Genomic DNA, 23,998 nt, shown 5'->3' with positions numbered 1-23,998 from the left:
GCGCTACTATAGCGAATAAATGTTTGAAATTTGTTTCAGTCTAACTACAGAAGTGTTGCAATTTATGTCCGAACCTTCTGCCTTTGGGTTAACCCCCATCGGCCATATCGCCTCACCATTTAAACAAAAATTTGCCATTCCCCGCCAACCAGCTTTAGCCAATGCCCGGGGCAGTGTGCGACTGACGCCTCCCTTCAACGACGCAAACTGTCTGCGTGGTATAGAAACCTATTCCCATCTGTGGTTGTTATTTTTATTTCACGAAAATCTCGAGAAGGGCTGGACTCCTACAGTCCGCGCGCCACGTCTTGGCGGTAACAATCGCATTGGGGTATTTGCTTCTCGCAGTACGTTTCGGCCTAATGGTATAGGTATGTCAGTGGTGAAAAACCTGGGCGCTGAGCAACTCAATGGTCAGTGGCAGCTCAATGTAGGCGGCATTGACTTACTTGATGGCACGCCTGTTATCGATATCAAGCCTTACCTGCCCTACAGCGATAGCGTGGTCAATGCCGAGGCGCATATGCTTGATGAGCACCCGCTCCCCGCCAGAGCTGTCCATTTCACTGAGCAGGCAATGACGCAGCTAAACGCGCAGCCTCATAGTGATTTACACGACCTGATAGTCCAGTGTTTAAGCCAGGATCCCCGTCCGGCTTACCGACAATCACAAGACAACGATCCGAAGACTTATCAGGTAATATTTTACGATCGTGACATTCAGTGGCGCGTTGAAAACGGTGAAGTCCTGGTGACATCACTGGAACAGGTCTGTTAGGGCTATTTTAGCGCTCTTAACACTGCTAGAATACGCGGGTTTTGTAATCATCCAACGGGTATATGCCATCAATGCGCACTAGTCAGTATTTATTAGCCACACAAAAAGAAACCCCTGCTGACGCTGAGGTAATTAGTCATCAGCTTATGCTTCGGGCTGGTCTCATTCGTAAACTAGCCTCCGGACTGTACACCTGGCTGCCAACCGGTTTGCGGGTGCTGAACAAGGTCGCCAATATTGTTCGCGAAGAAATGAACAAAGCCGGGGCGATTGAAGTGTTAATGCCTGTAGTGCAACCTGCGGATCTGTGGCAGGAGACAGGACGCTGGGAAGAATACGGTCCGGAATTACTGCGCATTAAAGACCGTCACCAGCGCGATTTCGTGTTAGGCCCGACCCACGAAGAAGTAATCACCGCCCTGGTTCGTAACGAAATCAGCAGCTACAAGCAACTGCCGCTTAACCTGTACCAGATTCAAACCAAGTTCCGTGATGAAGTACGTCCTCGCTTTGGTATTATGCGCGGCCGTGAATTCACCATGAAAGATGCCTACTCTTTCCATATTACCCAGGAATCATTGCAGGATACCTACGACGCCATGTACGGCGCGTACTGCAAAATTTTTGAACGCATGCAGCTCGATTACCGCCCGGTAATGGCCGATACCGGCTCAATTGGCGGCAGCGTGTCCCATGAATTCCATGTACTGGCAGAGTCTGGCGAAGATAACATCGCTTTCTCCAACGGCTCAGACTATGCAGCCAACGTAGAACTGGCACAAACGCAACAAGTTGAAAGTGCCAGCGTAGACGGCCTGCAATATGTGCTGGTACAGGCTGCCGACGAAAACGGCGAAGCTGATGCCAACAACTGGGTACTGCTGGTTCTGGCAGCCGGTCACACACTCAACGATATTAAAGCCGAAAAGCTTAGCGGTGTTGCCGCTCCTTTGATTACCGCCAATGATGAAACCGTATCAGCTGTGCTGGGCGCCACGAGCAATGACATCGATCTGGCTAGCGTGAAAGTGCCGGTATTTGCCGATTACGTTGTGGCGGCGGCGTTAAAACACCAAGCTTACGCGGAGAAAATTACCGCTGCAGACCTGCGCAACATCGAAGCCGGTGACCCATCACCTTGTGGTAATGGCACCATCGAAATTAAGCGCGGTATCGAAGTCGGTCATATCTTCCAGCTCGGTGATAAATACTCTGAAGCTATGGGCTGTGGCGTGCTGAACGAAAACGGTAAACATGAAATCCTGAGTATGGGTTGCTACGGTATTGGTGTATCACGCGTGGTTGCTGCGGCAATTGAGCAAAATCACGACGAGCACGGCATTATCTGGCCCGATCCAATCGCACCATTTAAGGTAGCGCTGATCCCCATGAACATGCATAAATCACAGCGTATTATGGAAGCAGCCGAAGCACTCTACGCAGAGCTGACCGCCGCAGGCGTGGAAGTCTTGTTTGACGATCGTAAAGAACGTCCGGGCGTAATGTTTAAAGATATGGAGCTGGTAGGAATACCTCACAGTATCGTAATTGGCGAGCGCAACCTTGATGAACAACTGGTTGAGTATAAAAATCGCCGCACCGGTGAGAAATCTTTATTACAATTAACGGAAGTCACCGCGTTTATCGGCGGATTGTAGTATAACGGGATAAGCCATCCGGCGGATCCCGTTAGGTAAGGAGTCAGCATGCAGTTAACCTTCTATGGTGTAAGAGGTTCCATTCCAACACCGGGCGCAGAGTATGTGCGTTATGGGGGAAACACTGCGTGCGTGCATATCGAGCTGAGTGACGGCACCGATATTTCCCTCGATGCCGGTACCGGCATCCGGCTCCTTGGCGATAAGCTGGTTAAAAAGCAGACCCCAATTCATATTCTGCTGACCCACAATCACTGGGATCATATTCAGGGGTTCCCATTTTTCACTCCCATTTATCAACCGGACCGTGAAATATTTATCACCCCGGGGCAAACATCACTGCCCGAAAACGATGCCATCATTAAACAAATGCAGGGCTCGGTTTTCCCGGTTCCCTTTTCGGCATTGCGCTCGAAAATTACTATCACGCCACAGCCAGAAAACATCGATACGTGGAAGCTCAACGGCGCAACCATTGCACGTTTGCCTATGAATCATCCGGGTAAAGGCAGTGCCTATTCGGTTTCGGAAAATGGCTTTAAGGTGGCTTATATTACTGATAATGAGCTCTACCCTCCCTATAAAAAAGAAACCGATTTCCTGACCTTTGTGGAATTTGCCAGAAACGCAGATTTAATTATTCATGATGCTCAGTACATGTTATCTGACATGCCCACCAAAAGTGGCTGGGGGCATTCGGTAGCCGAAGAAGCAGTAAAACTGGCCATGGCATGTAACGCCAAACGCCTGGCTCTGTATAGTCATGATCCGAGCCGCACCGACAAGGACATCGATGACATCATCGACCACTGCAACCAGTACATCACCATTGCAGAATCGCCATTGCAGTTGATTGCAGCCCATGAGGGACTCACCATTGATTTTACCGCTCAGTCTTAAACGCTTAGCTCTTGGCCTGGTGCTGCTGACAACCTCTGTATTCGGCTATTGCGACGATAACGAGCAACAAAGCGAAGTAGCAACCCAGGAACAGCAAAGCGGCCTGATTGCCCGGCCAAGCCTGTTTAAAAAGCGCTTCGAGGCCGATAAACACCTGTTAAATAACGCCTTTGCGATTACCCAGTACAAACGCAACTATTTTCTGCCGTTTACTTATGTGGATAACCCCAATGCGTTGGGCAATGCCGGACTCACTGAAAATAACGTGGATAATAAAGAGGCAAAATTTCAGATTAGCGTAAAACTGCCTCTTTACACCCAACCCGACTCCGTAGAGGGCGTTTATTTTGGCTTTACGCTCACTTCATTCTGGCAACTTTATAACAGTGAAGTGTCCAAGCCTTTCCGGGAAACCAACTACGAGCCGGAAATTTTTTATCAGTGGAATACCGATATAAAGCTCCTTGGTATCGATTTTAATGCCCTGCAGCTGGGCTTTAACCACATGTCTAACGGTCAGAGTGAACTTCGCTCGCGCAGCTGGAACCGCATTATGCTGACCAGTTTGTTCAGCGATGCTGACGGTATCTATTATTTGCGCACCTGGTATCGCATTCCGGAAGATGAAAAAACCTCCCCGGAAGATCCCAGCGGCGATGATAATCCCAGAATTAATCACTATTATGGCCGAATTGAACTTGGCTATGGCACACGCATCAAAGGTTTTGGTTTATTTGCCCGCCTGCGCAATAACCTGGAGTTTGATAACAACCGAGGTAGCCTGGAGCTGTCCGTGAGTTACCCGGTATCTCCCCGTTATGAAGTAGTATTGCAGTATTTTAATGGCTATGGTGATAGCCTGATTGACTATGATCGCCGCCAGAACCGCATCGGTCTGGGATTCCAGCTGGCGGCATTTTAGCGCTGCGGAATAACCCCTGCCGCCCGGTACATCTGCAGGTGCACGTCTACCAACGCATTGATATCCCGCTGATAGCCGCCGCCAATAACACAAGCCACCGGCAGGTTATGTCGACGACACCAATCAAACACCATACAGTCGCGCTGATAAACACCAGCGGTAGTGATATTTAACAGCCCTAAATCGTCGTTTTCATGCACATCCACACCTGCGTCATAGATTATGGCGTCCGGTGCATACAGTCTCTCAGCTACACTCAGCGCCTCATCCAACGTAGCCAGGTAAGGTTCATCCGTCATCCCCTTGGGTAAAGGGAAATCCATATCAGACTGTTGCTTACGGTGAGGAAAGTTTTTCTCGCCATGCAACGACAAGGTGATCACTGCTGTATCATCCTGAGCGAGTAGCGCGGTCCCATCCCCCTGGTGCACATCCAAATCAATAATGAGCACCGAATCGATGCCGGGATTGGTGAGCATTTGCCTGGCGGCAAGATACAAATCATTAAATAAACAAAAACCAGAGCCCCAATCTGCACCAGCGTGATGATAACCACCGGTAAGGTTAAGCGCCAATCCATGCGCCAATGCCAGCTCGGCGGTTTTGAGGGTACCACCTACTGCGGTGAGACTGCGTTTAATCAGTTGTTCAGACCAGGGAAAACCAATGCGACGCATTGCCTTGGTATCCAGGGTGCCACCAATTAATGCATCAACATAACTGGCATCATACCAATTGGTCAGTGTATCCCTGCCAACCGGTGTTGGCGTTGTAAACGCTGACTCCGATACGCCACCAGCGCACAGGGCATCATGGATCCCCTGGTATTTTTCGATGGGAAAACGATGCCGGACCGGCAACTCGAGCTGACTGTAAATAGGGTGGAAAACCAGATGCTGCAAAATACCAACGTTGTCCATTTCTGTTACACAAGTTTGGTATTGTACTGCATTGAGCGGTTATCGGCTCAATGCAGAGACTACCGACATCACATTTTTTGACATCATGTTGATGGCTTCTGAAATATTATTGCTCTGTGATAATGACTTGTAATCTTCTGCAGAACTCATTACCCGGGCGATTACGCCATCCAGCTGTCGCTGGATGCTGCTTTGATCGTTCGCCGCTTCTTCCAGCGCACCGACCACACTTTGGGTTTCATCGATGTAACGCACCAGCTCGTTGAGCAACGCCAGGGCCTGTTGTGCACTTTGAGCATTCACGTCAGCATGTTGCTGCCCACTTGCCATGGCCGATACGGCTTTTGATGCATCAGCTTCAAAGGCACTTAATATAGCGTTAATTTCCTGGGTGGATTGCTGCGTTTTAGCTGCCAGCGCGCGCACTTCGTCGGCCACCACGGCGAAACCGCGACCATGTTCACCGGCCCGGGCCGCCTCAATAGCCGCATTAAGGGCTAGCAGATTGGTTTGGTCGGCAATTTCATTAATCACATTCACCACGGTAAGAATACTGGCACTGCGGGCCTGTAGCTCATTCACAATCTGACTGGCGGATGCCACGGTTCTGGCCAGCTCAGCAAACCCCTTATTGGCGCTATCAAAGGTGGTATAGCATTCCTGAACCTGCTGCTGGGAATGGCTGGAAGCGACAGACACCTGACTGGTAATGGTGACCAGTCCTTTAACAATTTCATCGAGTTTATCATTCGCCTGGGCCAGCGAGTCTGACGAGGTGTGCTGATCACTTGCCCCTTTTGCAATGGCGCTGCTGACATCTTCCAGAATGTCATGGGACTGACGAATCTGATCCTGCGCATCAGACAAAATGGTGACCGTATCCTGCAGCTTGTTCTGTAAGTGACGGGTAGCACTGGCCACTAAGCCGAGTTCGTGCTCGCTGCGATACTCAAGGCGATAATCGTAATCTTTTTGCTCCATTTTTTGCAGGCAGGTAGCAATTTCGCGGGTTGGTTTAACAATGTTGCGACGCAGATTCGTAATCAGATAAACAATACACAGGCCGCTCAATACTATCGACAAGCCCATAATTAGCCATAAGCGCTGGCTGGTTTGCGCTGTTACCTGCTCTTTGGCCTGACGGGTTGCCTGAGCTATCTGGTCAGTTGCCTGTTGCAACAGATCGGCCGGTTCACGGTCAATACCTCTTACAAAGGTATCACCGGTATAAGGACTGTAACCAGCGGAAACGAATGCCTCATACCCTTCGCGGTACTTGACGCCCATCGTCTTGTGAGCCGTTAAGAAACGGTCGATTAAACTGGCCGAGTCAGTGTTTAGCTCCTCTCCTGCCATCAGCTTACGCAGAATCTCCTGAACATCTGCTTCCCGGGCCTGAAACCGTGACCAGTACTTTTCTCTGTCTTTATCCGAAGCGCCACGCAATAACACATTTTTCCATTCCTGGACCTGAGTTTTAAACTCAGTCAGCGCGTCTGAAACCAAGCGCTCGTGCACGACATTGGTTTGCTCAACCTGCTCAATATCGCTCATTAAGGAAAAAGCGATAGTCAAAGAGCCTGCATTGAGCAGGACGAGAATGGCAATGATTGCCAGAACGGGAGTCATTATCAGACGATTGATACTGGTAAATCGTATCATTTAAATCTCCGGAAAGCGCTTGTTATAACCATAGATCCACCCTCCGTGTGAAGGAGTCTAATTACAGCGCGGCAATATGACAGTTGTGTGAAAGGCCGCTTACTAATCATACAAATCAGTTTTATTATAGAACTAAAGTAGCAAAAACTCGCAATTTCAAACTGCCTCCTTGAATACTAAACAACAAAAAGCCCCGCGTTATTCAGCGAGGCTTGATGTTAAACCTATGGGTAAACTACTCCCATTCGATGGTAGCCGGAGGCTTACCTGAAATGTCGTAAACCACGCGAGAGATGCCGTCGATTTCGTTGATGATGCGGTTAGACACTTTCCCCAGGAAATCATAGGGCAGGTGCGCCCAGTGCGCAGTCATAAAGTCGATGGTTTCTACTGCACGCAGCGATACAACCCAATCATACTTACGAGCATCGCCCATTACGCCCACCGATTTTACCGGCAGGAATACCGTAAAGGCCTGACTGACCTTGTGGTAAAGCTCTGCGTTATGCAGCTCTTCAATAAAGATAGCATCGGCACGGCGCAGCAGGTCACAGTACTCTTTCTTGATCTCACCCAGCACACGTACGCCTAAGCCTGGTCCTGGGAACGGATGGCGATACAGCATGTCGTATGGCAAACCCAGCTCTAAACCAATTTTGCGTACTTCATCTTTAAATAACTCACGCAGTGGCTCTACCAGGCCCATTTTCATGTCTTCTGGTAAACCGCCAACATTGTGGTGAGATTTGATCACATGCGCTTTACCGGTAGCAGAACCAGCTGACTCGATAACATCCGGGTAAATAGTGCCCTGCGCTAACCATTTGGCGTTAACCAGCTTGCCAGCTTCTTCATCGAATACGGCCACAAATTCGTTACCGATGGCTTTACGCTTCAACTCTGGATCGTCAATACCCTCCAAACGAGCCAGGAAACGCTCTTCGGCGTCAACCTTGATAATATTCAGGCCGAAGTGGTCACCAAACATATCCATCACCTGCTCACCTTCGTTTAATCGCAGCAAACCATTATCAACGAATACACAGGTAAGCTTGTCACCGATTGCACGGTGGATTAGCATCGCGACTACTGATGAATCCACCCCACCAGACAGGCCCAGAATAACCTCATCATCACCCACTTTTTCTTTAATGCGGGCAATGGCATCTTCGATAATCGCATCCGGGGTCCACAGCTTTTCACAACCGCAGATGTCCATCACAAAATGCTGCAGCAAACGCATGCCCTGACGGGTATGCGTCACTTCCGGGTGGAACTGTACACCGTAGAATTGCTTGTCAGTATTTACCATGGCGGCATGGGGGCACGACGGCGTTAATGCGACGGTTTCAAATCCGTCAGGAATGGCGATAACCTTGTCACCGTGGCTCATCCATACATCCAGCAACGCATTGCCCTCAGCACTGATGGCGTCTTCGATATTGGCCAGTAAATCGTTCGACTTAACCACTTCTACCTGGGCATAACCAAATTCACGCTTATCTGAACCCTGCACTTTCCCGCCAAGCTGCTCGGCCATGGTTTGCATGCCATAACAAACCCCCAATAGAGGGACACCTGCATTAAAGACATATTCAGGTGCACGTGGCGAGTTGTCTTCGGTGACCGATTCCGGACCGCCCGACAGGATAATACCCTGCGGGTTAAACGATTTGATCTGTTCTTCTGTGACATCCCATGCCCAGAGTTCGCAGTAAACGCCAAGCTCACGCACACGGCGGGCAATAAGCTGGGTATATTGTGAGCCAAAATCCAGAATAAGTATGCGATGATCATGGATGTTTTGTGTCATGGTGTTTGCCTTTAAATAGAAAACAAGCAGGCTGGTATTAACCAGCCTGATAAATCAATCGATTGGTGTTGGTAAAGTTTAACCTAAACGGTAATTAGGTGCTTCTTTGGTAATGCTTACATCGTGCACGTGTGACTCACCCATTCCCGCTGAAGTCACCCGCACAAATTGCGGCTTGGTATTCAGTTCATTAATGGTAGCACAACCGGTTAAGCCCATGGCTGAACGCAGGCCGCCCATTTGTTGATGGATAATGGTAGCGATCGGGCCTTTATAGGCCACACGACCTTCAATACCTTCCGGTACCAGTTTTTCGGCGTTGTCACTTTCCTGGAAGTAACGATCGGATGAACCATTACGCTGATTCATAGCCCCTAACGAGCCCATACCACGGTAAGACTTGTAGTAACGGCCCTGATAAAGTTCTACTTCACCCGGCGCTTCCTCAGTACCGGCCAGCATAGAGCCAACCATTACACAACTTGCACCAGCTACCAGAGCCTTGGCAATATCACCGGAGAAACGAATACCACCATCGGCAATAACCGGAATGTCACGGTCTTTTAACGCTTCAACCGCATCAGAGATAGCGGTAATTTGCGGTACACCACAACCGGTTACGATACGGGTAGTACAGATTGAACCAGGGCCAATCCCTACCTTAATACCGTCAGCACCGGCATCAGCCAGCGCCAGAGCACCTTCGGCAGTCGCCACGTTACCGGCAATGATTTGTAGTTCTGGGTAGGTTTCGCGAACAGTCTTAACACGGTCGATAACGCCTTGCGAGTGGCCGTGAGAGGTATCGATAAGTAATACGTCAACACCTGCTTCAACCAATAGCGCAATGCGCTCATCGGTGCCCGGACCAACACCTACCGCAGCGCCAACGCGTAAGCGACCCAGTGAATCTTTACAGGCATTCGGCTTGCTTTCGGCTTTCTGGAAGTCCTTAACCGTAATCAGACCGGTAAGCTTAAAGCTGTCGTCGACCACCAGGATCTTTTCGATACGGTGCTCGTGCATCAGCTCGAGTACTTCTTCAGAGCTGGCACCTTCTTTAACCGTTACCAGACGCTCTTTAGGGGTCATCACTTTATCCACCGACAAATCAAGACGGTTTTCAAAGCGCATGTCGCGGCCGGTGATAATACCGATCAGATTATTTTCTGAGTCGGTGACCGGGAAGCCGGAATACCCGAGCTTCTTACTTAATGCCTGTACATTACCTAAAGTTTCACTGGCACCTACGGTTACCGGGTCCGAAACCACACCGCTTTCATATTTTTTAACTTCGCGTACATGCTTGGCTTGCTCTTCTGCGGTCATGTTCTTATGAACAAAACCAATACCGCCTTCCTGGGCTAATGCAATTGCCAAACGCGCTTCCGTTACAGTATCCATAGAAGCTGATACCATAGGGATATTCAGATTTACCTTGCGAGTCACACGGGTTTGTAGACTGGCTGTGTGCGGGAGCACTGTGGAATGCGCCGGAACCAATAAAACATCGTCAAAGGTTAGCGCTTCTTGAGCGATTCGTAGCATGCAAAAACACCTGTATATTGAGGTTTAATTGCGGCGCAATTGTAGTGTTTTTTCACTTTCAGGTAAACTGTATTTGCATTAAAGCTGAGGTTTTTTCATTCAATGACAGTTTTCTCTGCCCCGGACGGGCAAAAAGTTCACAGCGTAACAACATTAAATCGCCTGGCGCGTAACATTTTAACCAGTGAGATAGGTTTGGTGTGGCTCAGCGCTGAAATTTCCAACTTCACCCGTGCATCATCCGGCCACTGGTATTTTACCCTCAAGGACAATAAAGCCCAGGTACGGGCTGCCATGTTTCGCTCCGCTAACCGGGTGGTTCGTAATCCGCCGCGTGAGGGCGACAAAGTACTGGTCAGAGCCAGTGTTGGCATTTATGAACCCCGCGGCGATTATCAACTGGTGGTTGAAAGCATGGAGCCGGAGGGTGAAGGTCAGTTAAAACTCGCTTTTGAGCAGCTAAAATACAAACTGCAGGCTGAAGGGCTATTCGACCCTGCTAATAAACGGCCACTACCGACCCACGTAAAACGAATTGGTGTGATTACCTCTGCTCATGGCGCCGCGTTACACGACGTATTAAGTGTACTACAGCGCCGCAGCCCGGCCACAGAAGTCATCGTATATCCCTCTATGGTGCAGGGCGAGCAAGCCGCTGCCCAGTTAGCCCGTAATATCTGGCTGGCTAATCAGCGCCAGGAGGTCGACGTGCTCCTGCTCACCCGGGGCGGCGGTTCGTTGGAAGACCTGTGGTGTTTTAACAACGAGTCACTGGCCCGGGAAATAGCCCAATCGACGCTGCCGCTGGTTAGTGCTGTAGGCCACGAGGTGGATGTAACCATCGCCGATTTTGTGGCAGACCTGCGGGCGCCAACGCCTTCGGCAGCAGCAGAGCTGCTCTCCATGGACCAGCGCGAAATCCAGACGCAGGTCCGCCAGTTACAACAACAGCTCACACGTTCCTTTAATACCACGTTGCAGCGTCGTGCCCATCAGTTAGCCGTACTAGGCCAGCGCCTGAAGTCACGCCATCCGGAAGTGATGTTGCAACAGCAGGGCCAGCGGGTTGATCAACTGACACAAAAAATAACCAGTCTGATAAACCAACAGCTCGTGCGTGGACAAACCGCTTCACAGCGTCTGGAAAACCGCCTTGCCCGACAGCATCCGGCCATTGAGTTGGATAAGATTAAAACGCAGCAGGTGTATTTAGATCAAAGAATGATGAAGGCGATGCAACAACGGCTAGAGACCCACAAGCAGAAGCTTGCTACACTGGCGCACCTGCTTCAGTCTGTAAGCCCTCTGGCAACTATGGCCCGCGGTTATTCCGCCACCTTAAAAGCCGGTCAGGCGATTACCAGTATTACGGCGGTTAAAGAGCAGGACGAAATTATCAGCCGGGTCAGTGACGGTGAGATTGTCAGTGTGGTAACAGCAGTAAATGCCAAACCCAATTTATAAAATCTCTCAGTTTTAGCGTGATCAGGCCTGAACAAGGACTGGTGAAGCACTTATTATGGGTATTGTTGTTTGATTAAAATTTTCCGCCACTCTTTTTATTGGTTGGCGCTGTTGCTGACCACCGGATGCGCAACCAGTTCAGTAAAGCCGCCTGAACAGCCTAAGCTAAGCGCCCCAGAACAAGCTCCCTTCAATCTGGCAGTTAATGTCTACTCTTCCTATATCAGTGACGAGGTTGAACAGCAATGTAATGAGGCCGCGTTAACCAGTAATCCCTGCAAAAACGATGGCATTGCTGCTAATGACTTTCTGAAGAGCCTCGAAAAGCTCGATTTGTTTGCCGAGCTTAGTCCTTCAGTGAGCCGTCATGATTATGAATTATTGATCGCTAATCAGGTGGCTGATATGCCTGCCGGGCAAGAACCTGAATCGGCAGATGTGCCGCTGCAAAGTTATACGGAATTTGCGGTGGAATGGCGCGGCGTTCATCTCGATAGCTTTTTAGTGCACTATTGGCATTACGGCGTTATCCACCCCCAGGATGTTGAACAAATCATCCTGCGTTGGAGTGAGCACGCCAACCGTAACCACATTTTTTCAACACCGTTTCTTTATCAGGCCATGGGCGCAAGTGATTACTCGGGTGCTCTGACCCTCCCCGAAGTTCTGGGTGAGTTTCAGTTGGCCCGTCAGTTTTTATATCCGGATCCGTTTAAAGGCGTACTGGCCAGGTACCTTCACCCCTCTTTCAGCGAGGCAATTATGGATATTGCCATTTATCCGGTGTTAGCGCCGTTAACCGGTGATACCGAGCAGCTTATCAGCCATGAACTGGAAGACGCAGTAGAACAGGCCAGGCAAATTACGGTTGAGCGCGCCATGGCGATGGAAATAAAGAAACATCAACAAGCCTTCAGCCAGGGCGAGTCTTCATTGCAGGGCGTGATGTCAGAGATAGCCGCTGAGGGTGAGAGTGGCGAGGCACTTTACGCCACTATTTATATCTTCCGGTTAGAAGATAAGTTCGTAAAATTCAGCACCACTTTCCCATCGCGTATTGGCGATCCGTTGGTGTCCGAAGCCTTAACTCAATTGGCGGTACCTGGCGAATCGGCACTGATGAAAGAATTACGCAAAGCACTGTAGTTAAACAGTGCATGAAAAAGCCCTGCTATGCAGTAATGCCAGTCAGTTAAGAACTGACTGGCATTTTTTTTGTGACTTATTTCTTGTTCTTGTGAAAATCCATCATGCGACGGCGTTTTCGTTGCTGGGCAAGCGTCAGCTGATTCTTCTTGCCTTCGAACGGGTTAGCCCCTTCACGGAATTCAATTTTAATTGGCGTGCCCATTACATCCAGCGCCTTTCTGAAGTAATTCATCAGATACCGCTTATACGAGCTGGGCAGATCCTGCACCTGGTTGCCGTGAACGACGATGACAGGCGGATTGTAGCCGCCCGCGTGGGCGTACTTCATTTTTATCCGGCGTCCTCGCACCAATGGCGGCTGATGGTCTTGCTGAGCCAACTCCATGATCTGGGTCAGCATTGAAGTGTTGATTCGTTTTGTGGCACTCCGGTAAGCTTCCTGCACCGACTCAAACAAATTGCCCACACCCGACCCATGGAGTGCAGAAATAAAATGTAACCGGGCAAAGTCGATAAAGCCCAGGCGACGGTCCAGTTCGCGTTTGATTTCATCTTTAATATCGGTATCCAGGCCGTCCCACTTGTTCACGGCTATCACCAGCGAGCGACCGGAATTAAGAATAAAGCCTAACAGACTTAAGTCCTGATCAGAGATCCCCTCGCGGGCATCAATCACCAACAGTACAACGTTAGCTTCCTCAATGGCTTTAAGCGTTTTTACAATGGAAAACTTTTCGACCGCTTCTGAGACCTTCTTGCGTTTACGCACTCCGGCTGTATCAATTAATACATAGTCGCGCTCGTCACGTTGCAGCGGAATGTATACGCTGTCGCGGGTAGTGCCTGGCATGTCATAGACCACCACACGATCTTCACCCAATATACGGTTAGTAAGTGTTGACTTACCCACGTTTGGTTTACCTACAATAGCCAGTTTGATGGGTAAACTCTGCAGGTGTTTCAGCTGGTCTTCTGCGTCGAGCTCTTCCTCTTCGGCTGATTTGGTCACCAGCATTTCAGGGAATTGCTCATCCAGTGGCACCAAGGCCTCCTGAATCAATTGCGACACACCGCGGCCGTGGGCTGCGGCGATCTGATGTACATGGCCCAGGCCCAGAGAGAAAAACTCCGCGCTTTCGCTATCACCGTTTATGCCATCCACTTTATTGGCCAGCAAAAATACGGTTTTATCGCTTTTACGCAGGTGATCGGCGATGAGCTGATCGGCAGGTAACAGACCCGCCCGGGCATCCACTAAAAAGAACACCACATCAGCTTCTTCAATGGCCTGTAGTGACTGCTGTGCCATTAAGGTATCAATACCTTCCTCATCACCGGTGATACCTCCGGTATCGACTACGATGAAGTGACGTTGCTCATAGCTGGCCTGACCGTATTGCCGGTCACGGGTCAGTCCCGGGAAATCAGCAACCAGTGCATCACGGGTATGAGTTAAACGATTAAACAGCGTTGATTTACCCACATTGGGCCGGCCAACTAACGCCACAACAGGCAACATATCGGTGTTCCTTTAAGTAATAAACAAGCAAACGGCCGCGCATAAAGCGCGGCCGTTAAATTATATCGGAATATCCCGCGAATTGCAGGATAAGCGTGGTTACTGAGCTGACAACGCAGCAATTTCTCCATCGCGGGTAATGGTAACCACCAGGTCATTCACTTTAACTGGTGTTGCATAGATAGCTTCATCTTCATCGTCGCCACCTAAATCATAGCGGGCAATGAGTTTACCATCTTCTGCATTTAACCAGTGCATCAGCCCCCAGCGGTCGCCAAGCACCAGTTGTTCTCCCATAATTAATGGCGTAGTCAGGTTACGCTCTTTGAGACCGCTCTGAGACCAGATTTCAACGCCATTACGACGATCCAGCGCATAAACAATTGAGCGTGTATCAACTACGTAGATGCGATTACCGCTCACCGCCAAATCACGGTACGAGCCGTATTCACGCTTCCACATAATGCGCCCACTGCGCAGTTCTACTGCAGCCAGAGTGCCATCATAGGAAACAATGTAGACAGTATTACCGAATACTACCGGCGCAGAATCCACATCAATAATACGCTCAAGTTCGGTTGCTCCGGCAGGCGCAGTAATAGCGGTTTCCCAGGCGGGAATGCCGCTGGTCAGAATATTCACCTGTAACTTCCCGGTAGGCGTGCCAACCAGTGCACCACCATTGGTGGCAACCGGTGCTGAAATACCCCGTAAACTCAGCGGCGGCACGTCGGTTTCACTGCGCCACAGTTGCTCACCGGTTTTTGCATCCAGTCCAAACAACACTCCAGCGCCGGTATTCAATACCAGGATCCCTTCGTCCATCGCTGGCGTAGCCAGGATTTCACCTGGTACCGTGCTTTCCCATAAGGTTTCGCCAGACTCACTGTTTAAGGCTCGGATAATGCCATCTTCAGTGGCGACAAAAACCATGTCATAGCCTGCTGCAATCGCACTGATTTTGGCTGACGCACCGCTGCGCCACAGGCGAGCAATGTCATCCCAGAAGGATTCGTCCGGGAAAATAGCAAAATTGCGTTCCCATACCACATCACCGGTATCCGGGGTTAGTGCCACCACTTCGCCATGACGCTCTGCCGCGTACACCGTATCGTTAGCGAAGACCGGTTTTAAGCGTGAAAAATATTCATCAACGCCATCACCAATGGTGTAACTCCAAACCTCTTTCGGAGTTATCTGGTTTTCAATAGGCGCAATACGGCGGATTTTGATTTCGTCTTCATCAGCGAACCAGTCTGTCATGGTGGCGCAACCAGACAAACCGATGACGGCTGCGGTCAAAATGACCCGTTTAAACATACGGCCACACAGAGTTGATTGCTGTGAGATGTTTCGAGTATTTAAATTCATTCACTATCCTGCGCTAACTGCAAGGTTGTCTAGCTTCATTTGCAGTAATCGATTGTTAATATTTTTCTCCAAGGCAGAGGAGTAGGCTATGCGAGCCTTGTCAAAGTTCCCTTGCGCGGCAAAAATATCACCTTTCACTTCTTCAACCTGTGCAGTAAAGGCTTCATCGGTTACCGATTCGATGGTTGTCAGGGCATTGTCATACTGCTGAAGAGCTAGCTGAACACGTGCCAGACGCACATTTGCAACCTGCTTTAAACTTTCGTCTGCGGCACTGCCAGCTACGCCTTTGAGATAAGTTGCAGCGCTTTCGAGGTTGCCGTCGTCAACCGCTTGCTTAGCAGCCAGTAAACCTGCCACGTTGGCATAGCCTGTAGCATCGGCATTGATTACCGCTTCAATCGGCTGACTATTTTCTTCGTTTACCAGCGACTCAAGTGCGGCCTGGTAAGACTGAGAGGCGCTTTCCTTGGCGGCGATTTGTGAATCGCTGTAGTACTGCCAGCCAAATAAACCGGCTAACCCCAGTACTGCACCGACAATCAGAGACGTTCCGTGCTCTGACCAAAACCGTTTAATCGCCTCTACCTGTTGTTCTTCTGTAGCGAATTGTTCCATCTTAAAACCTCTTTATTTTGCTAACGGTTATACGGATAACACGTTATGTAAAGCTGCTGGCAGCTCGCTGAGCGCCACATTAACCTGTTCGCCATTGCCACGTAGTGGTTTCAGGGTCACCTGGTGAGCAGCCATTTCTTCTGAGCCAATCAGCAATGCTACACTGGCTCCTACTTTGTCTGCCCGTTTTAATTGTTTCTTCAGATTGCCACCACCACAGTGCAGCATCACCCGAAACTGGCTGTCAGAATCACGTAAAGATTCTGCGACCTGGCTGGCGTATCCGCGGGTATCATCACCTAATGCGGTAACATAAATGTCGGCTGCTGGCTGGTTCTGCTCGATTTTCTCCAGCGTATCGAGTAACAGCACCAGACGTTCCATACCCAATGCAAAGCCCACACCTGGTGCTGGCTTGCCGCCGAGTTGTTCAACCAGACCATCGTAACGACCACCGGCACAAACCGTACCCTGAGCGCCAAGACTCTCGGTTACCCATTCAAAAACGGTGCGGTTGTAATAATCCAGACCACGAACCAGACGAGGATTGATTTCGTAGGCCACGCCTGCATTGTCGAGCAGTTCACACAACAAGGCAAAATGCGCTTTAGAATCGTCATCGAGATAATCCAGCAAAGAAGGCGCATCGGTTACCAGCGCCTGAACCTGCGGATTTTTGCTATCCAGCACCCGCAGAGGATTAGACTCCAGCCGACGCAGAGAATCTTCGTCAAGTTGCGATTCGTGCTGTTTAAGGTAAGCAACTAACGCGTCCTTGTAATTCTGACGAGCTTCGTTGGAGCCAAGCGAGTTGATCTGTAAAGTAACATGCTCTGATATGCCAAACAGCTTCCACAGTCGGGCCGATAACAGGATCACTTCAGCATCGATGTCGGCGCTTGCCAATCCGTAGGTTTCTACCCCGAACTGGTGAAACTGGCGGTAACGACCTTTTTGCGGCCGTTCGTGGCGAAACATCGGTCCCATATACCACAAGCGTTGTTGCTGGTTGTAGATCAAACCGTGCTCATTACCGGCACGCACTGCACTGGCGGTTCCTTCCGGGCGCAGGGTCAGACTATCGCCGTTACGGTCGGCAAAGGTATACATTTCTTTTTCAACGATATCGGTGACTTCACCAATAGAGCGCTTAAACAGGTCGGTACTTTCGACGATTGGCGTTCTGATTTCCTGATAGCCATAACTGGCCACAACCTGCCGAATACCTGCCTCGACCTGTTGCCATTTACCCGACTCCGTCGGCAGGCAGTCATTCATACCTCGAATAGCCTGGATTGTTTTTGCCACCTGTTCTCTCTCAGCTTAATTAAAAGCCCCGCATTATAGGGGCTTTAGTGTTTAACCACAAACATTCTTAACTGCCAGCAACCGGCGCCGGGATTATGGTTTTTCAACCACCGGAATGGCGTTGGCAGAATCCAGCATTGCCGCTTTGGCGCGGATGCGTTTTTCCAGCTGCTCTACGAGGTCATCGTTCGCCAGCCGCTCTTTCTGACGTTTGCCGTGAAGATAAAAACCACTCATATTACGCGCACCGGTTAAGCCCAGATCTGACACTTCAGCTTCGCCGGGACCGTTCACCACGCAACCGATGATTGACACATCCATTGGTGTTAATACATCTTCTAAGCGTTGTTCAAGCGCATTCACGGTACCAATCACATCGAACTCCTGGCGCGAACAACTCGGGCAAGCGATAAAGTTAATACCGCGAGAGCGGATACGCAGCGATTTTAAAATATCAAAGCCGACTTTGATTTCTTCCACGGGGTCGGCGGCCAATGATACTCGCAGGGTATCGCCTATTCCTTCCGCCAACAGCATGCCCAGGCCTACGGCACTTTTTACCGCGCCGGCCCGCTGTCCGCCAGCTTCGGTAATACCCAGATGCAGAGGCTGCTCTATTTGTTTAGCCAGCAACCGGTACGCACCAACAGCCAGAAATACGTCAGAGGCTTTTACCGATACCTTGAACTGATCAAAATTCAGTTTATCGAGAATATCCACGTGGCGCATGGCCGACTCAAGCAGCGCTTCTGGCGTTGGCTCACCGTATTTTTCCTGCAGATCACGCTCAAGCGACCCACCGTTAACACCAATTCGAATCGGAATATTTTTGTCTTTGGCGCAATCCACTACCGACTTGACCCGCTCCATATTACCTATGTTACCGGGGTTAATTCGCAGGCAATCCACACCATAGTCGGCAACTTTGAGCGCAATCCGGTAATCGAAATGAATGTCTGCAATCAGCGGTACACTAACCTGTTCGCGAATTTGCTTAAAGGCTTCGGCAGCGTCCATGGTAGGTACCGACACCCGCACTATCTCACCGCCTACAGCGACGATCCGGTTGATCTGCGCTACGGTAGCCGCCACATCGGTTGTCGGCGTATTGGTCATTGATTGCACGGCAATGGGGGCACCATCACCAATGGGCACATTACCTACGCTAATCCGAATTGATTTTCTGCGTTGGATAGGACTATCAGCAAACATTATTGTTCCTGCATGGGTAACGAAAACTTCGCGGTGCGGGTAGGGTCGAATCCAGACATATCTACCGCTTCACCATCATAACTAATTTGCACGACATCAGGCGCGCCGAGCGTCACTTCAAATGGCGGCAGGCCGCTAACCTGCATTTCATAGCCAGCCGCTTTAATCCCGTAGGCGATGGCTTCGCCACTGGCATCGGTAACATTCACCCAACAATCGGCACTAAAATTAAACACCAGCGCTACTGGCTCACCAGCTTCAGGCATTGGCTGCGATGACGCTTCTTCGTTTGCCGGAGGTGCTGTATCGACCGACCCATTACTCAAGGTGTCGACTGGCGCATTGGTATCTTCTGTCATATCTTGCTGCGAAGGCTGAACGGGCAACTCAGTATCCGCTTCTTCGGTGATAACTTCACTGACCGAACCTTCATCCGACTGCGATACTTCAGGCTTCGGTTGAGGCTCACTTCTTGCCGGCGTTGGTGCTGACTGATTCTGAGCACCTTGCGTTGCAGCGGGCAGCTCGTTGCTGTCATTTGCCGGTTGTTGATACCACCACACTACAACCCCGGCAATCAGTACAACAGCAATACCGTAGGTCACCATCATCCAGCGGTCATCATGCGCCTGCTTAGCAACTCGACGTGAAAAGCTTTGTAGCTTGGCCGGCGGCTTTGGCGTGGTGTGATACTGATTAAAAAGCGTTAAGACTTCTTCCGGATTCAGCCCCAGATTCTTTGCATAAAGACGGACATATCCTTTAAAGAAGGTGACAGACGTTGAATCATCGATCCGATTTTGTTCCAGATCGTCAATGATACCAACTTTTAAATACAACTTATCAGCGATCGCCTGTTGAGTCAGGCCCTGCTCTTCCCGTGCTTCCCGCAATACCTGGCCGGGACTGGGTACGTCAGGCACATGCTGCTCATCAGCTTCAATGTGCTGCTCTTTGTCCATTTGTTACCTGCGTTAGTTGGTTTGTTGTGCTGGCGGCACCAGCCATAACTTCATGCCGACATTAATAGACCCGTTTTCATCCAGGTTGTTCCACTCTTTGAGTGTATTCAGCTTAATGTTGTATCTCAGTGACAACCGGTAAAGGTTTTCTTTTGGCTGAACAACATGAAAAAGGGTGTCAGCTTCATCGGCCTCAATGTTCTGCTTCGCTTCAACAACCGGTTCGTTTGCTTCTGGTTCTTCAGTCACGACGACAGGTTCTGGCGATACAGGTTGTGATGATTCTGCGACATCAGCTTCGCTGGCGTCGGCCTCGGGCTCTTCAGCCACGACAACAGGTTCTGGCACTTCAGATTTGGTAGATTCGGCTTGGTTAGATTTGGTAACTAACACTTCCGTGGCCTGATTCTCCATATCTGAATCAGTGGCTTTTTCTGGCGCAGGCACTGATACTACCTGAGACTGCGGCTTGGTTTTCACCTTAACCACTGGCTGCGGTACCGTTTTCTGACGTTCAATGTATAACCTTGCTAAGGGGCTGTTTGGATACATGCGCAGGAGCATATCGCCATAACCGTTGGCAGCGCGCAAGTCGCCCTGCCCTTTGGCAATCTCGATGGCCATCCAAAGCGAATCGGCAGATACCCGCGCAACCTTCTCATAACGACGCAAGGTTTCAGCGGCTAACTCGTATTGTTCCGTAGCAACGTACATTTCGGTCAGAATAAATAGGGTTTTAGCGCGACCAGGCTGGTGTTTAAGTGCGCTATTGAGGTATTCGATGGCGTCTTCGCCTTCACCCTGACTCTGCGCGCACAGTGCCATATTCTCGTAGGTTTCGGCGGAGTTGGCGTATTGCTTTGCATTAACAGCTTGCAAGAAGAAACGCTTAGCTTCCTCATAGCGGCCGTCCTGACATAAGAATGCACCGTAACTGTTGGCTATGTTGGCATCGCGCGGTGCCAGGCTCATGGCGGTTTGATAAGACTCATCAGCGCGTTCGGACTCACCAACCACTTGGTAATAATACGCCAGACCATAGTGGGTTTCGGCCAGGCGTGGCGCAAAGGCCAGCGCTTTATCCAGATTTTGTTTGGCTTGTGAGTAATTACCGTTTTTAAGGTAGGTTAACCCCAGGGATACACGGGTTTTCGCCGCTTCCTGTTGATCAAATTCAGAACTAAACGCCCCGGGCTGGGTTTCACTGACACAGCCTGTCAGGGCAATCATCAGACTCAAAACTATCAGTATTCTCATCGGCAGCGCTTACCTTATGTTTTTTCGATATTTTATTATTGGGACATTTTTACCGAAATTGGCTCGCCCTTCATCTGTTTTTTCAACATTCTTTTGGTTCGGTCAACCACATCACCCACTAACTGACCACAGGCGGCATCGATATCATCGCCCCGGGTCTTACGCACAATCACAGTGTAGCCCTTTTCCATCAGGACTTTGGCAAAGCGATCTATACGCGAATTACTTGAGCAGGTATACGGCGAGCCCGGGTAAGGGTTAAACGGAATCAGGTTAATTTTACAGGGCGTTTCCTTCATCACCTTAGCCAGCTGATGAGCGTGATCCGTTGAATCGTTAATTTGGTTCAGCATCACGTATTCAACCGTCACCTTGCCCTGATTAGCTTTGGACTTGGCTAAATAGCGGCGCACGCCAGCTAAGAAGGCTTCAATGTTGTACTTTTTATTGATTGGTACAATTTCATCACGTAGCTCATCATTCGGTGCGTGTAACGAGATGGCCAGCGCCACATCAATCTGATCACCCAGCATATCAAGGGCCGGGACCACACCAGAAGTACTCAGCGTTACCCGGCGCTTGGATAAACCAAAACCATAGTCATCCAGCATGATATCCATAGCGGGTACTACGTTTTTAAGGTTCAGTAGCGGCTCGCCCATGCCCATCATCACCACGTTGGTAACTGGTCTTGCCGAGGTATCATTAGATAACCCTAACGTGGTGGCTACCCGCCACACCTGACCAATGATTTCGCTAACGGTAAGGTTACGGTTAAAGCCCTGTTGTGCGGTGGAGCAAAACGTACATTCCAGCGCACAACCTACCTGTGAGGACACGCATAAGGTTGCGCGGTCGGCTTCCGGGATCCACACGGTTTCGACTTCCTGCCCACCATCGAGTTTTAGGGCAAACTTAATCGTGCCGTCGGTGGCCTGCTGGTGATAAGCAATCTCTGGTGCTCTTACTTCACACTGCTCGATTAACTTCGCGCGCAGCTGCTTATTGATGTTGGTCATCTGCTCGAAATCACTGACACCATGCTGATAAATCCACTTCATGACCTGATCTGCACGGAATGGCTTTTCGCCGATTTCAGCGAAATAGTCGCGCAATCCCTGCCGATTAAAATTAAGTAGGTTAGTTTTGGACATAAAGCGTTATCAACTCTTCAAATTAGTGACGTCGAACCGGTATAGAGTACCACGAAAAGGATATTCGATCACAATCGAGTAGGAGGGAGTTTTACAACTCCCGTCCTCTCACACCACCGGGCATACGGTTCCGTACCACGGCGGTTCATATTAACACTGGAACTGTCGGTGACACTCCAGCAGTGATACCAGCCCCATTTTATCGAACCACCCTTTTCTGAAGGCCTGATTCATATGGCTAGCCCCCGCATTCCACCATGCACCTCGTTGGTTTGTCGCTGACCACCATGCCCGACTCTCGCTAAGGCCTGCTTTCATCAGATTACCAGCACGGGTAAACACTCCCTTCCATTGCCGCCATAACAGGCAGCGGAGTTTTCGTCGTATCCAACCGTCTAGTTCTTCCAGCACGCCTTTAACCTTTGTCAGGCGGAAGTAGCTTATCCAGCCACGAAGTACTGGTGTCAATACGTTTATCGTGTCACTGACTGAGCGCGAGCAATGCCCTGTGGTCAGTTCGCGGATTTTATCCTTGAAGCGACTCACACTTTGCGCGGCGATTTTCACCCGGCTCTCTTTGTGCCGGGTAAAGCTATAGCCTAAGAACTTGCGTTCCCATGGCCGGGCTACCGCGCTTTTGTTGACATTCACTTGCAGCTTCAGTTCGTTAGACAGGAAGTCGGTGATATCGGCCAGTAGGCTCTCGCCTGCCTTTTGACTGCTCACGTAGATATTGCAGTCATCGGCATAGCGGCAGAAGCTGTGACCTCGTCGCTCTAATTCATTGTCTAAGCTATCCAGCAGGATGTTTGATAGCAATGGTGACAGTGGGCCGCCTTGCGGCATGCCTCTGTCCCTTGTGACCCATTCGCCATTATCCATCATGTCCGCTTCAAGGAAGCGACGGATGAGTTTCAACAGCCGTTTATCTTCTATCAGGTTCGCCAGTTTCGACATTAAGATGTCATGGTCTACCCGGTCGAAGAACTTCTCCAAATCCATGTCTACGACCCACCGTTTTCCGCTACGTATGTATTGCTGTGCTTGTTGCACTGCTTGCCATGCATTGCGGTTTGGTCTGAATCCGTAGCTGGAGTGAGAGAAGTACGGCTCTACCAACGGACTTAGCCGTTGTGCTATCGCTTGCTGGATGAGTCTGTCTACCACCGTTGGTACGCCTAACGTCCTGACGTCGCCGTTCGGTTTCGGGATATCCACTTTACGGATGGCCCGCGGTAGATAGCTGCCCTCTGTCAGTGAGACCTTCACACCTTGCCAATGCTGTTTCAGCCACGGTTTTAAGTCCAGCGTGCTCAGGTTATCTACACCCGCTGCGCCTTTATTCTCCACCACCCGCTGATAGGCCAGCATCATATTGGCTCGGTCTGTCACTGCTTCCATCGTCACCGATGGTTCCGCTTTCGTTCGCCCACTGCCCGCCGTGTCAATTTCAACACCAGAGGCGTATCCCGACAGGTTCCGCCCGTCTTCGCACTCACTGGCCGCAGTCTTTTGCGCTTGTGCATCATTAATCAACATCGAGTAACAGTGTCCTAATAGCGGTTAAGTATGTTCAGCCCTTCATGTTATCGGTTTAATAACACTACTACGGCCTCGGCTGACTTCTGATATTCCATCCCAACACCTCTTGATGTCAGTAGCACGCTGTTTTTTTAAAAAAAAATAAATCAGAGGCAGAACATCAGACCTCCCGGGGTAATTCGCGCGACCTTCCTGCTTATGCCTGTCGGCTTTACGTTGCTGCATTCCGTGCAAGTATTGG

General features: G+C 50.1%; 19 protein-coding genes. 6 read left to right on the top strand and 13 right to left on the bottom strand.

What is annotated here, in order from left to right; translation table 11 throughout:
* Positions 1-64 precede the first annotated feature (64 nt).
* The 4 genes from tsaA (at position 65) to AC566Q_RS06305 (ending at position 4,258) form a co-directional block, all read left to right on the top strand.
* Complete coding sequence (tsaA, locus tag AC566Q_RS06320) at positions 65-778, top strand: tRNA (N6-threonylcarbamoyladenosine(37)-N6)-methyltransferase TrmO (protein WP_499614945.1); 714 nt, start codon at positions 65-67, stop codon at positions 776-778.
* Positions 779-840: 62 nt separating this feature from the next.
* Positions 841-2,436 (top strand): proline--tRNA ligase, encoded by a 1,596-nt coding sequence (locus AC566Q_RS06315; protein ID WP_420836941.1) that lies wholly within the window; start codon positions 841-843, stop codon positions 2,434-2,436.
* A 48-nt stretch (positions 2,437-2,484) separates the two neighbouring features.
* A complete protein-coding gene (locus tag AC566Q_RS06310; protein WP_105935580.1) occupies positions 2,485-3,336 on the top strand; it encodes an MBL fold metallo-hydrolase in 852 nt (283 codons plus the stop codon).
* Complete coding sequence (locus tag AC566Q_RS06305) at positions 3,314-4,258, top strand: phospholipase A (RefSeq protein ID WP_240621997.1); 945 nt, start codon at positions 3,314-3,316, stop codon at positions 4,256-4,258. Before AC566Q_RS06310 ends, AC566Q_RS06305 begins: the two co-directional genes overlap by 23 nt.
* Here the strand turns inward: AC566Q_RS06305 and AC566Q_RS06300 are convergent.
* The 4 genes from AC566Q_RS06300 to guaB form a co-directional block, all read right to left on the bottom strand.
* Positions 4,255-5,178: a histone deacetylase family protein gene (locus AC566Q_RS06300; RefSeq protein ID WP_170308521.1), complete on the bottom strand. Its 924-nt coding sequence runs from the start codon at positions 5,176-5,178 to the stop codon at positions 4,255-4,257. The two genes, AC566Q_RS06305 and AC566Q_RS06300, sit on opposite strands and share 4 nt — an antisense overlap.
* 39 nt (positions 5,179-5,217) lie before the next feature.
* Positions 5,218-6,840: a methyl-accepting chemotaxis protein gene (locus AC566Q_RS06295; protein ID WP_105935578.1), complete on the bottom strand. Its 1,623-nt coding sequence runs from the start codon at positions 6,838-6,840 to the stop codon at positions 5,218-5,220.
* 235 nt (positions 6,841-7,075) lie between these two features.
* Complete coding sequence (guaA, locus tag AC566Q_RS06290) at positions 7,076-8,653, bottom strand: glutamine-hydrolyzing GMP synthase (RefSeq protein ID WP_105935577.1); 1,578 nt, start codon at positions 8,651-8,653, stop codon at positions 7,076-7,078.
* Between the two features lie 78 nt (positions 8,654-8,731).
* A complete protein-coding gene (guaB, locus tag AC566Q_RS06285; RefSeq protein WP_105935576.1) occupies positions 8,732-10,201 on the bottom strand; it encodes an IMP dehydrogenase in 1,470 nt (489 codons plus the stop codon).
* Between the two features lie 102 nt (positions 10,202-10,303).
* Here guaB and xseA point away from each other — a divergent pair, with 102 nt between their 5' ends.
* Both xseA and AC566Q_RS06275 read left to right on the top strand, forming a co-directional pair.
* Positions 10,304-11,665: an exodeoxyribonuclease VII large subunit gene (xseA, locus tag AC566Q_RS06280; protein ID WP_105935575.1), complete on the top strand. Its 1,362-nt coding sequence runs from the start codon at positions 10,304-10,306 to the stop codon at positions 11,663-11,665.
* A 69-nt stretch (positions 11,666-11,734) separates the two neighbouring features.
* Positions 11,735-12,811, top strand: a complete 1,077-nt coding sequence (locus AC566Q_RS06275; protein WP_105935574.1) for a hypothetical protein — start codon at positions 11,735-11,737, stop codon at positions 12,809-12,811.
* 76 nt (positions 12,812-12,887) lie between these two features.
* Here the strand turns inward: AC566Q_RS06275 and der are convergent, their stop codons facing one another.
* The 9 genes from der to ltrA all read right to left on the bottom strand — a co-directional run bounded on the left by der (position 12,888) and on the right by ltrA (position 23,754).
* Complete coding sequence (gene der, locus AC566Q_RS06270; protein ID WP_105935573.1) at positions 12,888-14,333, bottom strand: ribosome biogenesis GTPase Der; 1,446 nt, start codon at positions 14,331-14,333, stop codon at positions 12,888-12,890.
* A 99-nt stretch (positions 14,334-14,432) separates the two neighbouring features.
* Positions 14,433-15,653 carry an outer membrane protein assembly factor BamB gene (gene bamB / locus AC566Q_RS06265; RefSeq protein ID WP_105935663.1) on the bottom strand — a complete coding sequence of 407 codons (1,221 nt, stop codon included), beginning with the start codon at positions 15,651-15,653 and terminating at the stop codon, positions 14,433-14,435.
* Between the two features lie 54 nt (positions 15,654-15,707).
* A complete protein-coding gene (locus tag AC566Q_RS06260) occupies positions 15,708-16,322 on the bottom strand; it encodes a YfgM family protein (RefSeq protein WP_499614929.1) in 615 nt (204 codons plus the stop codon).
* A gap of 27 nt (positions 16,323-16,349) precedes the next feature.
* Positions 16,350-17,630 carry a histidine--tRNA ligase gene (gene hisS, locus AC566Q_RS06255; protein WP_499614926.1) on the bottom strand — a complete coding sequence of 427 codons (1,281 nt, stop codon included), beginning with the start codon at positions 17,628-17,630 and terminating at the stop codon, positions 16,350-16,352.
* Between the two features lie 93 nt (positions 17,631-17,723).
* The gene (ispG, locus tag AC566Q_RS06250; protein ID WP_499614923.1) at positions 17,724-18,842 is read right to left on the bottom strand and encodes a flavodoxin-dependent (E)-4-hydroxy-3-methylbut-2-enyl-diphosphate synthase; all 1,119 of its coding nucleotides are present in this window, start codon (positions 18,840-18,842) and stop codon (positions 17,724-17,726) included.
* A complete protein-coding gene (locus tag AC566Q_RS06245; RefSeq protein ID WP_499614920.1) occupies positions 18,842-19,804 on the bottom strand; it encodes a RodZ domain-containing protein in 963 nt (320 codons plus the stop codon). The genes ispG and AC566Q_RS06245 overlap by 1 nt, the downstream gene beginning before the upstream one ends.
* A 12-nt stretch (positions 19,805-19,816) precedes the next feature.
* The gene (gene pilW, locus AC566Q_RS06240; protein WP_499614915.1) at positions 19,817-21,061 is read right to left on the bottom strand and encodes a type IV pilus biogenesis/stability protein PilW; all 1,245 of its coding nucleotides are present in this window, start codon (positions 21,059-21,061) and stop codon (positions 19,817-19,819) included.
* A 35-nt stretch (positions 21,062-21,096) separates the two neighbouring features.
* On the bottom strand, positions 21,097-22,215 hold the full coding sequence (rlmN, locus tag AC566Q_RS06235; protein ID WP_105935567.1) for a dual-specificity RNA methyltransferase RlmN: 1,119 nt from the start codon (positions 22,213-22,215) through the stop codon (positions 21,097-21,099).
* Between the two features lie 150 nt (positions 22,216-22,365).
* Positions 22,366-23,754, bottom strand: a complete 1,389-nt coding sequence (gene ltrA / locus AC566Q_RS06230; RefSeq protein ID WP_499609383.1) for a group II intron reverse transcriptase/maturase — start codon at positions 23,752-23,754, stop codon at positions 22,366-22,368.
* Between the last annotated feature and the right edge of the window lie 244 nt (positions 23,755-23,998).

Source organism: Alteromonas sp. H02 (assembly GCF_059682525.1).
This window is presented reverse-complemented; position numbering and strand designations above follow the sequence as displayed.

Coding starts and splice junctions, on each gene's coding strand:
- tsaA (WP_499614945.1), top strand. CDS start 65: ATGTCCGAACCTTCTGCCTTTGGGTTAACCCCCATCGGCCATATCGCC.
- AC566Q_RS06315 (WP_420836941.1), top strand. CDS start 841: ATGCCATCAATGCGCACTAGTCAGTATTTATTAGCCACACAAAAAGAA.
- AC566Q_RS06310 (WP_105935580.1), top strand. CDS start 2,485: ATGCAGTTAACCTTCTATGGTGTAAGAGGTTCCATTCCAACACCGGGC.
- AC566Q_RS06300 (WP_170308521.1), bottom strand. CDS start 5,178: ATGGACAACGTTGGTATTTTGCAGCATCTGGTTTTCCACCCTATTTAC.
- AC566Q_RS06295 (WP_105935578.1), bottom strand. CDS start 6,840: ATGATACGATTTACCAGTATCAATCGTCTGATAATGACTCCCGTTCTG.
- guaA (WP_105935577.1), bottom strand. CDS start 8,653: ATGACACAAAACATCCATGATCATCGCATACTTATTCTGGATTTTGGC.
- guaB (WP_105935576.1), bottom strand. CDS start 10,201: ATGCTACGAATCGCTCAAGAAGCGCTAACCTTTGACGATGTTTTATTG.
- xseA (WP_105935575.1), top strand. CDS start 10,304: ATGACAGTTTTCTCTGCCCCGGACGGGCAAAAAGTTCACAGCGTAACA.
- der (WP_105935573.1), bottom strand. CDS start 14,333: ATGTTGCCTGTTGTGGCGTTAGTTGGCCGGCCCAATGTGGGTAAATCA.
- bamB (WP_105935663.1), bottom strand. CDS start 15,653: ATGTTTAAACGGGTCATTTTGACCGCAGCCGTCATCGGTTTGTCTGGT.
- AC566Q_RS06260 (WP_499614929.1), bottom strand. CDS start 16,322: ATGGAACAATTCGCTACAGAAGAACAACAGGTAGAGGCGATTAAACGG.
- ispG (WP_499614923.1), bottom strand. CDS start 18,842: ATGTTTGCTGATAGTCCTATCCAACGCAGAAAATCAATTCGGATTAGC.
- AC566Q_RS06245 (WP_499614920.1), bottom strand. CDS start 19,804: ATGGACAAAGAGCAGCACATTGAAGCTGATGAGCAGCATGTGCCTGAC.
- pilW (WP_499614915.1), bottom strand. CDS start 21,061: ATGAGAATACTGATAGTTTTGAGTCTGATGATTGCCCTGACAGGCTGT.
- rlmN (WP_105935567.1), bottom strand. CDS start 22,215: ATGTCCAAAACTAACCTACTTAATTTTAATCGGCAGGGATTGCGCGAC.
- ltrA (WP_499609383.1), bottom strand. CDS start 23,754: ATGTTGATTAATGATGCACAAGCGCAAAAGACTGCGGCCAGTGAGTGC.